Genomic DNA, 13,517 nt, shown 5'->3' with positions numbered 1-13,517 from the left:
TATTCTTCTCAAGAAATGGTAGAAAACCATTTATCTTCTATCTGCTTAATAAGTTGTTGCATTACTTCCCGTTCTTCAATTTGAGGAATGATCACTAAGGCGGTCATTATTCTTTGCTGCTGCGGATACACCATGACAACCAGTAGATCTTGCAATTCTTTATGCTCATATGGAACCAATCGTATAAAGCGACTCATTCCTACTAGTTGATTTCCTCGTGTATGCCATTGCAAAGGAGCCTGCACATACCAATCGCCCCCTAATTTTTCCGCTAACTCATTATATACTTGCTGTATCTGTTGTCGCTCGCTTTGTCCCTTTATCATAACCGGTACAATCTTCTCCGTTACATTCTCTTTCCGATCATACGTAACCATGCAAGCATACAAAAAACGAGCCTTATCTTTCACCAAAATTTGATATTGCTTACTCGATTCCACTCCTAATAAATCCTTCCAATACGCCGCTACCGAAAGAGCATGCCCATTATTATCAAGAATCGCTTGATCGCCCTCGTGCATCCAAATCCCCTGTGGATGTTGTCCCCATGCACTTGACACGTCCCTAGCCGGTACGGGTATCTCCGCAAACGAACTATTTCCAGTCCATAAACACAACACAAAAACGATTAAAAAAAATCGTCTAGATAACATATCTCGTCGCTCCTTATCATATAATCCATTCGTAAATAAGTTTATTGTATAAGATTTAATAACACATGTCAAAAAATAGTAGCACATATAAATGATGTATGCTATAGTTATATCGTAATTTTAATTAGGCACTTAGGAGGTCTTATTATGGATTTTGAAGTTCGCAAAAATTCTCAAGCAGAAGTTTCAGAACTGGTAAATGATAAAAACAATGCCGTTTCTATGAGTTGCGGTAAATCACCCGTTTACGCTACTCCCGCAATGGTAGCACTCATGGAAATGGCAGCTATCCATGCGGTAGATCCTCAACTTCCCGAAGGAACAAATACCGTAGGTATTGCCATTGATGTAAAACACATTTCCGCATCACCAATTGGCATGAAAATTCGTGCTAAAGCGACCTTAGTTGCACAAGATCGCAGACATTTAGATTTTAAAATTGAAGCCTTTGATGAAGTCGGTCTAATCGGTACCGCTACACACGAACGGTTTATTATTGACTCGGCCCCATTTTTAGCAAAAGCAGAAGCTAAACGTAACAAATAATATACAGGAGGTCTTATCATGGATTTTACAATTCGTCCAAATGCACAAGCAGAAGTATCTGAAATAGTAAACGATAATAACACCGCCATCGCGATGGGAAGCGGGAAATCACCCGTTTATGCAACCCCAGCAATGGTATCATTAATGGAAACTGCTGCTATTCACGCTATCGATCCACTCCTTCCGGAAGGCTATAACACCGTAGGTATCGGAATCAAAGTAAAACATATGTCGGCGACACCCTTAGGGATGAAAGTAACCGCTAAAGCAACGGTCGTAGCACAAGACAGAAAACACTTTGATGTAAAAATCGAAGCCTTTGATGAAGCCGGATTAATTGGAACGGCTGAACATGAACGGTTTATTGTTGAATCGGCTCCATTTTTAGCGAAAACAGAAGCAAAGTTAAAAAAATAAAAGAGAAATGAAAAGAGCTGGACAGTTGCCCAGCTCTTTTTTATTTCTCTTTTATTGTAAAACCGCTAAAATATCTCCTGTTTTAACACTATCGCCCACTTGTACTCGCAACTGCACAATTTTACCATCTTGATTCGTGGTGATATCATTTTGCATCTTCATCGCTTCTAATACGACGACAACGTCACCCCGTGTAACCGTTTGATCAACATCAACTTTAACAGCCGAAATCTTTCCCGGCATAGGTGCTTTAATAGTAACTGCTCCTTCCGGTGTAGGTGCATGTACTTCCGGTTTCGGGGGGGCCGTTGCTGCCGCTTCCTTAGTCGGAGTTACTACGGGAGTTGCTACGGGAGTTACCACTGGCTTAGATACAACTGGAGCTGCCGTCTCCGCTGCACCTACTTCTTCAACTTCTACCTCATATACTTGTCCATTAACTGTAACTTTAAACTTCTTCATGTTCTCCTCCTGAACCAATATTGTCTATTTATCAGCGCATACCGGCTAATCGACCGGCCATAATCCACTTACTTTGTTTTTGCTTCCGTAACGATACTCGACGTATCTCTTTCACAGCCGTAGGTGCATATCCACAAGCCATCACAGCTGCCATAATAACGGCCATCGTTTCCGCTGGAATAGTATGTGCTGTATCCCCACTATTCAGTTCCGTTTCACAAGGAACCGCTTCCTCTATCTCCCCTTGTATGGGAGGTTCTATTTCCACAGGTTCTTCCGTTTCAAAAACTCTTTCACGTTTCTCTTCTTGTTCTTTTTGTTGCTCTTGCAACGTATTAACCACACACTGCAATGACGCCATCCTATCTTTTAAAGAAGACGTCTTTTTCCACATACGTACTACTAAAAACACCACTATGAAAAAGAGAACTACCGTAATGCTATCTACTGGCATATTCATACCCCCTATAATGGTATATTACCATGTTTTTTCGATGGCTTATCTTCTCGTTTGCTCACTAACATGGCAAGTGCTTTAATAATATGTGTACGTGTTTCTTTCGGTTCAATAATACAATCGACATAACCATGTTCCGCAGCTTTATACGGCGTTTGAAATTCTTTTTCGTATTCTCTCTTCTTCGCTTCTTTATCCGGATCATGTCGGAAAATAATATTGGCCGCCCCTTCAGCCCCCAACACGGCAATTTCAGCCATTGGCCAAGCAAATACCATATCTGCGCCTAAATTACGACTGCACATACCAATATACGCACCACCATAAGCTTTACGCACAACCACCGTAACCTTCGGTACAGTCGCTTCACAATAAGCATATAACATCTTCGCTCCATGGCGAATAATACCTCCATGCTCCTGTGTCGTTCCAGGTAAAAAGCCCGGTACATCGACAAAGGTAACCAACGGAATATTAAAAGCATCGCAAAAACGAATAAAGCGAGCGGCTTTCACAGACGCATTAATATCTAAACACCCTGCCAAAAATTTCGGCTGATTAGCAACAATTCCTACGGTCTGTCCATCCATTCGAGCAAACCCGGTAATCATATTTTGAGCGTATGTTTCCATAATTTGAAACAATTCGCCATCATCCACACAAGAAATAATCACATCCAGCATATCATAAGAAGCATTACCGTCATCAGGTACAATCACATTTAATCCTTCATCTTGACGTGTCGGATCATCATCAGGATCTACATACGGGGCATCTTCCATATTATTACCCGGAATAAACGATAATAATTTTTTTATTTTCGCAATACAATCACGTTCATCTTCACAAGCGAAATGCGTTACCCCCGAAATCGTACTATGCGTATCGGCTCCGCCCAATTCTTCTGCAGTCACCTCTTCACCAATAACCGACTTAATAACCGATGGACCCGTGATAAACATATTCGATGTCTGTTTAACCATAAACACAAAATCCGTTAATGCCGGACTATATACAGCTCCGCCTGCACAAGGTCCCATAATAACCGAAATTTGCGGAATAACACCCGATGCTTTTGTATTATTCATAAAAATCGCACCAAAGCCTGAAAGAGCATCAATACCTTCTTGGATACGTGCACCACCCGAATCATTCATCCCAATAACAGGTGCTCCCATTTTTAATGCCATCTCTTGCACTTGGCATATTTTATAGGCGTGCATTTCACCTAAAGAACCACCTTCAACAGTGAAATCTTCAGCATATGCATAAACTAATCGACCATCAATATAACCATAACCAGTAACCACACCATCGCCAGGGATTTCTTTTTTATCCATATCAAAATAGGTACACCGATGATGAATAAATTGACTAATTTCCGTAAATGTACCTGCATCAAATAATAATTCCAACCGTTCGCGTGCTGTATACTTGCCACTAGCATGCTGTTTATCAATACGTTTTTGTCCGCCACCTTGGGCTACAAGAGCTAATTTATCTTGTAAAGCTTTTAATTTCTCTTGATTTGTTGACATACTACACCTCCGCCACCAAAATTCCATTTTATTATATCATATAGACCAATATATACTCAAATACGTGCATAAAGTAATCATCCCCAAAAATGCGCCCTATTTGAGTGCAATCCGCCTTTATATGTATTTACTTCATTAAATCCTATCCACATATGCAGAATAGCTATCAGGCTAAAGGTTACGCTTTACGCGTTACGTTTCTTGCCTTTGACTTTTCCTTTATAATTTTCTATACTATTTGTAATAAAGAAGTCTTAGAACCTCCGCCCGTATTGGTGGGGGGCTAAGGCTTCTTTATTTCTTTTTTATCACAAAAACAATCTCTTTATTTTTAATTATTAAAGCTGTACATTTGATATATCCCCCGCTTAAGTCGATTCGTGGCAATTTTTTCAAAGTAGCCATATCAAATGCTTCGCTAATATAATTTAATATTATTCCCCCTTCAAAACTACTCGAAAGAACGGTTTCTTACTTTACGCTTACTCCCACTTAGCTTGAAAACGTTCTTTCTGCGGTCTTTCTATTCATGATAAGATAATATCAACCATGTTTCCTTCAAAGTCACCACTCCCTTTAGACAATAACAAGCCGCCAATCGGACGATAAAAATAAACGCATCAGCTGCCCTACGGAAAGCATAAAAAAAAGAGCTATCAAAGTTGATAGCTTTTTCCTTATCTCTAACTGTAAATCAACCCGAAACGATATCGTACAACTACGAACATCGCCCGCCTCTCCCCTCAATAAAACCGCATTTCAATACTTTGTATAACATCTCTATTCCGTTGATGCCGTTCACGGTGACGTGTTCAGTGTTGTTGCCTGCAATTTTAATATGTACAATATTTCCACTTTCTGACAGCTGTAGAACGCACGCTTTATTAATAAATATGTTTATAGCCACTTCCAGTCTGTCTAGTGCTATTTTTTTCTGTTGTATCATCAGTTCCTGTAATGTTCTATTTTGACATCGTATTTTCCACGCCTCAAATCTTATTTTTTTTTTTGCAGTTCTTTCGGATCCGTTTCTATGTCTGATTTTGTTGGTTTATCTAAAATCATTTCTCTTTGCTCCTCTCTATAATACCTATCACGTAAAACTTCATTATCTTTATGCTTTTCTTTAATAGATTTCTTTAATTCCTCTAAAGTACCTAAAAAACAATCTGTTGCCCAAACACCTAAATCTGCCTCCTCCTTCTTTACGATTCTTTCAACCAGGCTAGGTGTTTTGAGTTTAAAAATCTATCAAATGATTTTGCATTGACAAATTTCATTTTCGGCGATATATCCCTATAATCAACTCCCCCTTTAAATTTTCCGCACGCTTTTATCTCTTGCATTAGTTGACTTGCTTTTGTTTTTCCAATACCGAATGTACCGGGAATGTCTTTAATGCGCACCCAATCAGTGTTTTTCATTGCTATCACTCCCTTTCTATAGACCATCTTTAGATAAATAATCTCTTTTAATTTGCTTGTCTGTCTTATATTACATTTAAACTATAATTTTATTATATTTATATTGACTTCTCCGCAGTTAAACTGTAACATAATAAATATAAAAGGAGGTATATACATATGAGCGACCTTGGTAATAAAAAAATTTTTTCTAAAAATTTAAAATTTTATATGGATTTATATAATAAATCTCGAATAGAAATTGCTAAAACACTTGGTGTTTCATACACAACATTTGCGAGTTGGGAAAACGGTACAAACTACCCACGAATTGACAAGATAGAAATGTTAGCTAATTATTTTAAAATTTCAAAGGCAGATTTAATAGAAAATAAATACAAAAAACTTTCGGGAGAGTCAGACACTATCAACTTTCATTCCCGTGTAGGAGTAAAAATCCCCATCTTAGGCGAAGTGGTAGCAGGAGTCCCGATTAGTGCCATAGAGAATATACTGGGATACGAAGAAATCACGCCCGAAATGGCAGCAACAGGAGATTTTTTTTGCCTAAAAATTAAAGGTGCAAGCATGGAGCCTAAACTTTTTGAAGGAGATCTATTAGTCGTTCGCCAGCAAACTGACGTTGATTCCAATGAAATCGCCGTAGTACTTGTAAACGGTGACGAAGCCACGGTTAAGCAAATAAAAAAAGCCACGTCCGGCATAACCTTAATCGGTTATAACGTAGCTGTATATCCCCCACGGTTTTATTCAAATCAAGAAATTCAAGACCTTCCCGTTACCATCATCGGTAAAGTAGTTGAGTTGCGAAGGCCGTTTTGATATGAACTAAAAAAATCCCCCTACATGGACCCTATTTTATTTGATTTTAAACACTCTTATCCTATCACCAAATTTACAAATACTATGCGTTTTCACTTACAATTTATATCATAATGACTATTTGTTTTTATAAGTCAAATTATTTTTATTGAACAGAAAAGAGGTTACTAATGAATGATTTAACAACATCTCAATTAGATCGACAAAACATTCTAAATAATTCTATTGCATTAAAAGAAATAGAGCGTGAATTAAGCAATTATACTGGTGGTACTATTTGGCAAAATCAAACTTGGTTTACCAAAGAGTATCTAGCTAACTTCTTTAAGGTTGATATTAGAACAATAGAAAGAATAGTTGAATCCCATTACCAAGAACTAACATTAAATGGATATAAAATTTTAACAGGTGAAGAGTTGGCCTCATATAAACTGACCGACATAAATGTCGGTCAGACAAGCAGAAACCTAGCTATATTCAGCTTTCGTAGTTTCTTAAATGTTGCTATGCTTCTACAAAACAGTCCTATTGCAAAAGAATTACGATCACAAATTTTAGATATTGTCATTGATGTATTAACAGAAAAAGCTGGTGGGCATCGTACCTATATAAATCAACGGGATCCAAACTTTTTACCTGCAGCATTTACTACTGAAAAAGTAAGAAAAAGCTTCACACAAGCATTAAGTCAATATGTAAATATGGGCCCATACAAATATGAATATTTTACCAATAGAGTCTATAAATGTATATTTTTAGAAAATGCAACAACTTATCAAAAAATACTACGCTTAAAAAGTAAAGCTAATCTACGCGATACCATGTATAGCGAAGTATTAACTAATATTGCTGCAGTGGAAACATGTATCGCCACTGAAATCGCAAAGCAATATGAATCAAACGGACAACAATTAACCAAAGAGGTTGTAGATATAATCATTGATGATATCGCTAAAAACCCTATGATGTCTATTTATTTTGAAAGTGCTAGAAGAACAATGGCTACATTAGATAAAGGCCTACGCGATGCATATCATGGTAATTTAAGTGAATATATCTCTTCTGTATCATCTGAAGAATACGAGCGTTTTCTAGGAGAAAAAAGCAAAAGCTTAGAAGAGCAAATAAAAGAGCATCGCGACATTTTTTTACGACTTAAGGATAAATAACAATGATATATTACATTGACTTTGAACACGTCCTCAAAACCCATAATGCAGTGCTAAAAGAAAGTGGCGGGGCTCCAGGCACTATTAACGAAGATTATATAAAAGGTATTTTAGATTTCCTCCAAAATGATGATTACTACCCGTCTTTTACTGAGAAATTATCTTATTTAGTATACTCTATAGCATCTAATCACTGTTTCCTTGACGGAAATAAACGCACCGCTATCGCAACAGGCATGTATTTTTTACTTATAAATGATTATGATATACCAACCATAAGTAAATTTATAAAAATTATGGAAAATGCAGTACCATTTGCTGTAAGTGGAATTATTTCAAGAGAAGATCTAACCGAAATCATAGCTATTATTCTATGGGATCTTGAACCTTTCGAATCCGATAAAATAAAATATATAGATAAACTATTAGCAAAAATTAGTAAATAAAAATTTCACTATGCACTAACAGAATAATGGGCAACAACACATCAATTTTCACCTAATTATTAAGTATTAGATAGTTAAGTCTAATATTTTAATATTTTTTAGACTATATTTTTTTATAGTCCAATATATCCCATTATATTGGACTATACTTCTTAATAGTCCAATATACATAAAAAAATTAGACAAAACAAATAAGCCATTAGAACTATTGATTGTATTAGCAATTACTATGACTTTTATTTTTGATTGGAACAAGCATATGGTTGAAGTTGCTTTGTTCTATGCTGTTTGGGGTTTGATCATGGGAAGGATGTGGAAATAGTGAACACTTTAGATGAAGTCTTAACGCTAGAAGAAGCCGCAGAAACTTGGGGAAAAACTACAGATTCACTTCGCCAAGCCTGTATTAGTCGTAATGAAAAGCCTGCACGCTTTCATATCGGAGTAGAGGCCCGCAAATCTAAACGTATTTGGCTGGTTACAAAATCCGGCATGACTCGCCTATATGGTGAACCGCCTCAAGATAAATAAATAAAGCCCTCCACTCCACGTCAATGGAACGAGGGAACAGTACACACAAAAGGAGCGTGATTGATTATGTGGGTAGAAGAAAAATAATGTGAAACGGTATGTCTTTTATGAACGCTATCATTGCCCATTGACAGGGAAACAGCGGCGGGTAAGTGTTTCGTTCAATTCTAAATCCCGTCAAGCTTTTAAGCAAGCCTCTATAGTACTTCAAAATAAAATTAATCAACTCACTAATAATGCCATGTACGCCGATAAACCTTTTAGTGTTGCGGCCAATGAATTTATTGATCAGAATAAACCCTTTGAAAAAGATAATACCACGATTCGTAAAAAACTTTCGCTCAAAAAGGTGTTAGAGTTATTCGGTGAAGATATTCTGCTTTCCGGCTTTACCGTATCTGTACTGCAATCTACCATATCCGAATTTTATAAAACACATTCCTTCAGCTATACCAAAATGATATTCGGGTTTATCTGCATGGTATTCAAATATAGCAAACGTATGAAATACATCAAGGATATTGACTTTTTAGATGATGTAGAAATAAGAAAAAAAACTACAACAGCAGAGGATATAAAAAAGGCCGCCGCTAAATATTTAGACCATGATGAATTAAAAGGGGTATTAGACCTACTTTACAAAGAAAACCCCGCCATTAGTCTTATATGCGAGTTTCAATCGCTTACAGGGCTGCGTATAGGTGAATTGGCGGCTATCCGATTCAAAGACTACGATAGAAAAAATTCTATGCTTGATATTAACGCTACATTTTCATGGACAAAGAGCGTGAAAGATCCCGGTGCAAGAATACCGCCTAAAAATATATACTCTGTTCGGAAAATATATTTAAATGCTCGGGCGGTAGAAATTATAGAATCTTTTATTCGTGCCAATCGTGCCGTTCAATTATCCCCATTTAACTATCCCGATACAGCTTACGTATTCACCACGAATGGCGGTCACCCTTATAGCCCGCAAAACATCAATAAACTCCTAAAAAAAATCAATTTTTCAAAGCCTATAAGCACACACACATTCAGGCATACTCATATTAGTATGCTGGCAGAACAAAATGTGCCGCTTAAAGCAATTATGGCCCGTGTCGGTCACAATGAACCCAGAACAACATTGGCAGTATACACCCATGTAACGAATAATATGGACAAAGTAATTATAAAGGCACTGGATACCATACAGAAAGCATAAAAAAGAGCTATCAAATACGATAGCTCTTTTTTATATTAAACAAATCTGCGTTACATAACTGATAAAATTCCCCGCCCAATGGAATGTATTTTTTTGCCCTATTGCATTTTTAAATAGGGCAAATATAGGGCAAATATACGAACTTATATAAGTTTATAAGACGATACGCATTCTTCAATTATTCAGTAATAATCTTACACGGACTCATGTGAATTTATTTTTAAACGCTAAAGGAATATGGCGGAAAGGGTGGGATTCGAACCCACGGTGCGTTGCCGCATCACTAGTTTTCAAGACTAGCTCCTTAAACCACTCGGACACCTTTCCATAACGTGTACATTATAGCAAATGTCCTATACGCCGTCAAGTAACCCATAAAACGGTCCTTCCACTACACCGTTTTACCGCAACATAAGAACGCTTATTTTCCTATATGCGAGTATCCCCTCCTGTTACTTCCTAAATATAAACAAATATTCATGTGCAATGAGCAAAAAATTATATTTCACACTATTGGTTTTCCAATACCCCGTTGCTTTACAGTTATGCTGCTCTTTGATTACCAGTTCCTTAAGCTTAAAGCCGGCGCTCTGAAATAGTTTCATTACCTCAAAGGACATCGGTATCATATGCCCCTTTTGACGAGTGTCGCCCATAAGGACGGCACAAAACTTATCTTTTTTTAAAACGCGGTAACTTTCGGCAGCCACATCACGCATGGCGATAAGAAAATCTTTCACTTTTAAATGCGACAAATCCGTTTCAATATCTTCACTGTACTTAATAATATCGGCATAGGGAGGATGCGTACAAATAAGGTCGATACTGTTATCCTTAATAAAATCCAACGTACGGGCATCCCCCTTATAAAGATACACCTTGCCGTTCGCACCGCTATGGTCAAAATTTATTTTTTCTCGGCACCTTGCCAACGCCACCTCATTAACATCTACGCCGATTATATTTCTATTAAGCAGTTTGGCTTCTACAAGGGTAGTGCCGCCGCCGGCAAATTGATCCAATACCAAATCATTTTCCTTGGAATATCTCAGCAAAATATTACGAGGAATATACGGCGACCAATTTCCTCTCCATTTTGCATCGTGAGTAGCCCAATCGCCGCGTTTCGGAAAAGACCAGTGTGTCGTCATTTCCAATTCAAAATCTTCCGGCTCCCATTTTACTATTTTTTTTCCCATTATTTAAAAACCTCGTTCATTATACCGTCTTCCAAATCTTTAATATTATAAATGTGTTGCATTACATCAAAGGTTTCTTCAAGATTATGACGGGCACTTGTCCATCCCTTGCCGTCCGTAAACCAAACAAAAGTAAATCCCTTGATTCCTTCGGTTTCCCAAGCAAGTGTTTTATAGCTACGTGCCGTTTCATTTAATTTACTGCCACCGCTGCCATAAAAATTCGTTTCAATTCCATAAATCATATGCGGCGTTTTAACCACAAAATCAAAACGTTTTTCCATTTTTCCTTGATTAGAAATTGCCGATAAATCGATCTGCCACTTATCTGTAATTTGATGAATATAAATTTCTTTAAAATAATTTACCTCTTTTATAAAACCCGCTTTTTGAATAAACCTTTCCACGACATTTTCCATAAGATGTCCGCCGCGATTTTTGCGACCATTAGAATCAAGACCGGTTTCCACACCGGTAACATAATCCACAAGATTATTAATAATATGATTTTCCAGTAAATCAAACAATCCGGTATGCTCCATAAAATAAACATACTGTGCACAGCAAGTATCCCTATCGGTAGAATATTCCCGTATATCAAATTGATACAAATGACCACCATTTTCATCTTGACAATATATTTCCTTTGCTCTTACTGCTAAAAGCAACGGAATACACTGTAAAACTTCAGGATACTTCCTAATCAGCGTCTTAAAATCTTCTGCAATATTTTTTGAACCGATAAGTGAGTTGAGAATATTCAACGCAACCTTAATGCCCGTAACATTCCGATGTACTTTATTAAAATCAATATAATACCCATAATCAGCAATACTGTCACGAAAGCCTAATAACCATGTATTAAAATCCCTCTTTTTCATGTATTTTCTCCTCTGCATGAATTTTTCGGTCCTATTGCCTATATACAGTCATGCCCAACAAAACCGACATACATGCACTCCTTAAAAATTCGATATAAGGAGTTCTTTAATCTTCCCTCTGGATGTGCCCTTGCAATTAATCATTCTTGTTGCTTCCACTCTCTTAATATTATGTGCAGAGTAAATATCATCAAAAAAATTATCCTCTGCATCGAAATTCTTAGGATCTGAATTGCTGATGACCATCTTTGCTCCTCTTCCGTGCATTTCATCAACAAACCTTGCCAACTCTTTTTGACTGTCGTCATTAAACAAATTTTCCGTATAGGCCGTAAAACTTGCCGTATCGGTAAGAGGCCGATATGGCGGATCAAAATATACAAAAGTATGTTTATCAATAAAATCTCTTGACCGTCTGTAATCTCCGCAAACAATAGTAACCTTTTGTAATTTCCGTGCTAATGCACGAAGATTGCTTTCATCGCAAATTAAAGGATTCTTATATGCTCCCATAGGAACATTAAACTCTCCTTTTTTATTGACACGAAACAATCCGTTAAAACAAGTTTTATTAAGAAATATCATTAATGCCGCTTTTTCAACACTATCCGTCCCGCAGTCACTAATTTTTAACGCATTAAACCTCGCTCTCTTTGCCGAATAATAGACTTTACGTTTATCCGGTGCCAACGGTATAAATGCCTTCTGCATCGTATACAGCATCCTAACCAACTCATCAACAGTATCTCTAATCTGGGAATATGCATTAATAAGTTCCGCATTAATATCACTGATATAAACTTCTTCCAACTCATATTTACTCAATATATCAAAAAGAACGGCCCCGCCGCCGACAAACGGTTCCGCATATTTTTTAATACCGTCCTTTTCAAAAGGATAATACGTTGCTATCTCGCGAAGAAGTTGTCCTTTTCCGCCGGCCCATTTTAAAAACGGTTTAATAATTTTTCCCGTTTTTTTATCGTTTTGTATACATCCTGCTTCTATCGGTTTTTCAGCAGTAACCGGAATAATCCACGTATTACCTACCATGGTTGCCTGATGAATTTTATGCTCGGCACAAAGAGCATTAACTCGTTTTTGTGAAATTTCCCATTTATCCGCAGCTTCTTTGGCGGATATATACTCCATAACAAAGACTCCTTTTTAATTGTATTATTATATTCCGCTTTCAAAATAATAACCACGTTATTGTATTCGGATGTTCCAAATGCGTTTTCCATTTTCCCTATCGTATGCCGTTTCCTAACTGTAAGGTAATAGTGTCATATATCCCCCACCATGACAGCATATTTATGCTATAAATTATATCATAAACGAAATATAAATCCCAACCGTCATATTGTACCTCATTTTATTTGACAATACATTAACTATATGTCAGTTCCCGCACTTCAATCGTCCGCATATTTATATGCTCATTAGCAACTACACTTGCTATCCATAATGTAACGCTGCTTACATAACCTTTCCCCTTTCAAAACTACTTAAAAAAACGGTTTCTTACTTTACTCTTACTCCCACTTAGCTTAAAAACGTTCTTTCTACGGTCTTTCCATTCATGATAAGATAATATCACCCGTGTTTCCTGCAAAGTCACCGCTCCCTTTAGACAATAACAAGCCGCCAATCGGCCGATAAAAATAAACGCCTCAGCTGCCATACGGAAAGCAAAAAAAAGCTATCAAAATTGATAGCTTTTTCCTTATATCTAACTGTAAATCAACCCGAAACGATATCGTAC

The 13,517-nt window shown here is 37.1% G+C and carries 15 protein-coding genes and 1 tRNA gene; 7 read left to right on the top strand and 9 right to left on the bottom strand.

Features of this window, described 5'->3' with window-relative positions; all coding sequences use genetic code 11:
• Positions 1-8: 8 nt before the first annotated feature.
• Positions 9-653: a hypothetical protein gene (locus HMPREF3182_RS01940; protein WP_062485223.1), complete on the bottom strand. Its 645-nt coding sequence runs from the start codon at positions 651-653 to the stop codon at positions 9-11.
• Positions 654-800: 147 nt separating this feature from the next.
• Between HMPREF3182_RS01940 and HMPREF3182_RS01935 the strand changes: the two genes are divergently transcribed.
• Together HMPREF3182_RS01935 and HMPREF3182_RS01930 are read left to right on the top strand one after the other, a co-directional pair.
• Positions 801-1,199: a thioesterase family protein gene (locus tag HMPREF3182_RS01935; protein WP_007392396.1), complete on the top strand. Its 399-nt coding sequence runs from the start codon at positions 801-803 to the stop codon at positions 1,197-1,199.
• A gap of 18 nt (positions 1,200-1,217) precedes the next feature.
• Complete coding sequence (locus tag HMPREF3182_RS01930; RefSeq protein WP_007392397.1) at positions 1,218-1,616, top strand: thioesterase family protein; 399 nt, start codon at positions 1,218-1,220, stop codon at positions 1,614-1,616.
• Positions 1,617-1,667: 51 nt separating this feature from the next.
• Here the strand turns inward: HMPREF3182_RS01930 and HMPREF3182_RS01925 are convergent, their stop codons facing one another.
• The 4 genes from HMPREF3182_RS01925 to HMPREF3182_RS01905 all read right to left on the bottom strand — a co-directional run bounded on the left by HMPREF3182_RS01925 (position 1,668) and on the right by HMPREF3182_RS01905 (position 5,497).
• Positions 1,668-2,078 carry a biotin/lipoyl-containing protein gene (locus tag HMPREF3182_RS01925; protein WP_062485221.1) on the bottom strand — a complete coding sequence of 137 codons (411 nt, stop codon included), beginning with the start codon at positions 2,076-2,078 and terminating at the stop codon, positions 1,668-1,670.
• Between the two features lie 31 nt (positions 2,079-2,109).
• Complete coding sequence (locus HMPREF3182_RS01920; RefSeq protein WP_062485219.1) at positions 2,110-2,532, bottom strand: hypothetical protein; 423 nt, start codon at positions 2,530-2,532, stop codon at positions 2,110-2,112.
• 11 nt (positions 2,533-2,543) lie between these two features.
• On the bottom strand, positions 2,544-4,073 hold the full coding sequence (locus HMPREF3182_RS01915) for an acyl-CoA carboxylase subunit beta (RefSeq protein WP_007392395.1): 1,530 nt from the start codon (positions 4,071-4,073) through the stop codon (positions 2,544-2,546).
• Between the two features lie 1,205 nt (positions 4,074-5,278).
• Positions 5,279-5,497 carry a hypothetical protein gene (locus HMPREF3182_RS01905; RefSeq protein WP_062485215.1) on the bottom strand — a complete coding sequence of 73 codons (219 nt, stop codon included), beginning with the start codon at positions 5,495-5,497 and terminating at the stop codon, positions 5,279-5,281.
• 159 nt (positions 5,498-5,656) lie between these two features.
• Here HMPREF3182_RS01905 and HMPREF3182_RS01900 point away from each other — a divergent pair, with 159 nt between their 5' ends.
• The 5 genes from HMPREF3182_RS01900 (at position 5,657) to HMPREF3182_RS01880 (ending at position 9,672) form a co-directional block, all read left to right on the top strand.
• Complete coding sequence (locus HMPREF3182_RS01900) at positions 5,657-6,319, top strand: LexA family protein (RefSeq protein ID WP_235808625.1); 663 nt, start codon at positions 5,657-5,659, stop codon at positions 6,317-6,319.
• A 170-nt stretch (positions 6,320-6,489) separates the two neighbouring features.
• On the top strand, positions 6,490-7,488 hold the full coding sequence (locus HMPREF3182_RS01895) for a hypothetical protein (RefSeq protein WP_062485213.1): 999 nt from the start codon (positions 6,490-6,492) through the stop codon (positions 7,486-7,488).
• 2 nt (positions 7,489-7,490) lie between these two features.
• Positions 7,491-7,934: a type II toxin-antitoxin system death-on-curing family toxin gene (locus HMPREF3182_RS01890; RefSeq protein WP_062485211.1), complete on the top strand. Its 444-nt coding sequence runs from the start codon at positions 7,491-7,493 to the stop codon at positions 7,932-7,934.
• 321 nt (positions 7,935-8,255) lie between these two features.
• Positions 8,256-8,465 (top strand): helix-turn-helix domain-containing protein, encoded by a 210-nt coding sequence (locus tag HMPREF3182_RS01885; protein WP_062485209.1) that lies wholly within the window; start codon positions 8,256-8,258, stop codon positions 8,463-8,465.
• An 88-nt stretch (positions 8,466-8,553) separates the two neighbouring features.
• On the top strand, positions 8,554-9,672 hold the full coding sequence (locus tag HMPREF3182_RS01880; protein ID WP_062485208.1) for a tyrosine-type recombinase/integrase: 1,119 nt from the start codon (positions 8,554-8,556) through the stop codon (positions 9,670-9,672).
• Positions 9,673-9,910: 238 nt separating this feature from the next.
• On the opposite strand, the gene HMPREF3182_RS01875 is transcribed toward HMPREF3182_RS01880, so the two are convergent.
• The 4 genes from HMPREF3182_RS01875 to HMPREF3182_RS01860 all read right to left on the bottom strand — a co-directional run bounded on the left by HMPREF3182_RS01875 (position 9,911) and on the right by HMPREF3182_RS01860 (position 12,904).
• Positions 9,911-9,999 (bottom strand) — tRNA-Ser (locus HMPREF3182_RS01875).
• A gap of 125 nt (positions 10,000-10,124) precedes the next feature.
• Positions 10,125-10,871, bottom strand: coding sequence for a TRM11 family SAM-dependent methyltransferase (locus tag HMPREF3182_RS01870; protein WP_007392402.1), 747 nt, complete (start codon positions 10,869-10,871; stop codon positions 10,125-10,127).
• Entirely contained in the window at positions 10,871-11,752 is an 882-nt protein-coding gene (locus HMPREF3182_RS01865) for a type II restriction endonuclease (protein WP_007392389.1), read from the bottom strand. Before HMPREF3182_RS01865 ends, HMPREF3182_RS01870 begins: the two co-directional genes overlap by 1 nt.
• A gap of 81 nt (positions 11,753-11,833) precedes the next feature.
• A complete protein-coding gene (locus HMPREF3182_RS01860) occupies positions 11,834-12,904 on the bottom strand; it encodes a DNA adenine methylase (protein ID WP_062485206.1) in 1,071 nt (356 codons plus the stop codon).
• Positions 12,905-13,517: the final 613 nt, after the last annotated feature.

The organism is Megasphaera hutchinsoni (assembly GCF_001553405.1).
GTDB lineage: Bacteria > Bacillota > Negativicutes > Veillonellales > Megasphaeraceae > Megasphaera > Megasphaera hutchinsoni.
This window is presented reverse-complemented; position numbering and strand designations above follow the sequence as displayed.

Coding starts and splice junctions, on each gene's coding strand:
- HMPREF3182_RS01940 (WP_062485223.1), bottom strand. CDS start 653: ATGTTATCTAGACGATTTTTTTTAATCGTTTTTGTGTTGTGTTTATGG.
- HMPREF3182_RS01935 (WP_007392396.1), top strand. CDS start 801: ATGGATTTTGAAGTTCGCAAAAATTCTCAAGCAGAAGTTTCAGAACTG.
- HMPREF3182_RS01930 (WP_007392397.1), top strand. CDS start 1,218: ATGGATTTTACAATTCGTCCAAATGCACAAGCAGAAGTATCTGAAATA.
- HMPREF3182_RS01925 (WP_062485221.1), bottom strand. CDS start 2,078: ATGAAGAAGTTTAAAGTTACAGTTAATGGACAAGTATATGAGGTAGAA.
- HMPREF3182_RS01920 (WP_062485219.1), bottom strand. CDS start 2,532: ATGCCAGTAGATAGCATTACGGTAGTTCTCTTTTTCATAGTGGTGTTT.
- HMPREF3182_RS01915 (WP_007392395.1), bottom strand. CDS start 4,073: ATGTCAACAAATCAAGAGAAATTAAAAGCTTTACAAGATAAATTAGCT.
- HMPREF3182_RS01905 (WP_062485215.1), bottom strand. CDS start 5,497: ATGAAAAACACTGATTGGGTGCGCATTAAAGACATTCCCGGTACATTC.
- HMPREF3182_RS01900 (WP_235808625.1), top strand. CDS start 5,657: ATGAGCGACCTTGGTAATAAAAAAATTTTTTCTAAAAATTTAAAATTT.
- HMPREF3182_RS01895 (WP_062485213.1), top strand. CDS start 6,490: ATGAATGATTTAACAACATCTCAATTAGATCGACAAAACATTCTAAAT.
- HMPREF3182_RS01890 (WP_062485211.1), top strand. CDS start 7,491: ATGATATATTACATTGACTTTGAACACGTCCTCAAAACCCATAATGCA.
- HMPREF3182_RS01870 (WP_007392402.1), bottom strand. CDS start 10,871: ATGGGAAAAAAAATAGTAAAATGGGAGCCGGAAGATTTTGAATTGGAA.
- HMPREF3182_RS01865 (WP_007392389.1), bottom strand. CDS start 11,752: ATGAAAAAGAGGGATTTTAATACATGGTTATTAGGCTTTCGTGACAGT.
- HMPREF3182_RS01860 (WP_062485206.1), bottom strand. CDS start 12,904: ATGGAGTATATATCCGCCAAAGAAGCTGCGGATAAATGGGAAATTTCA.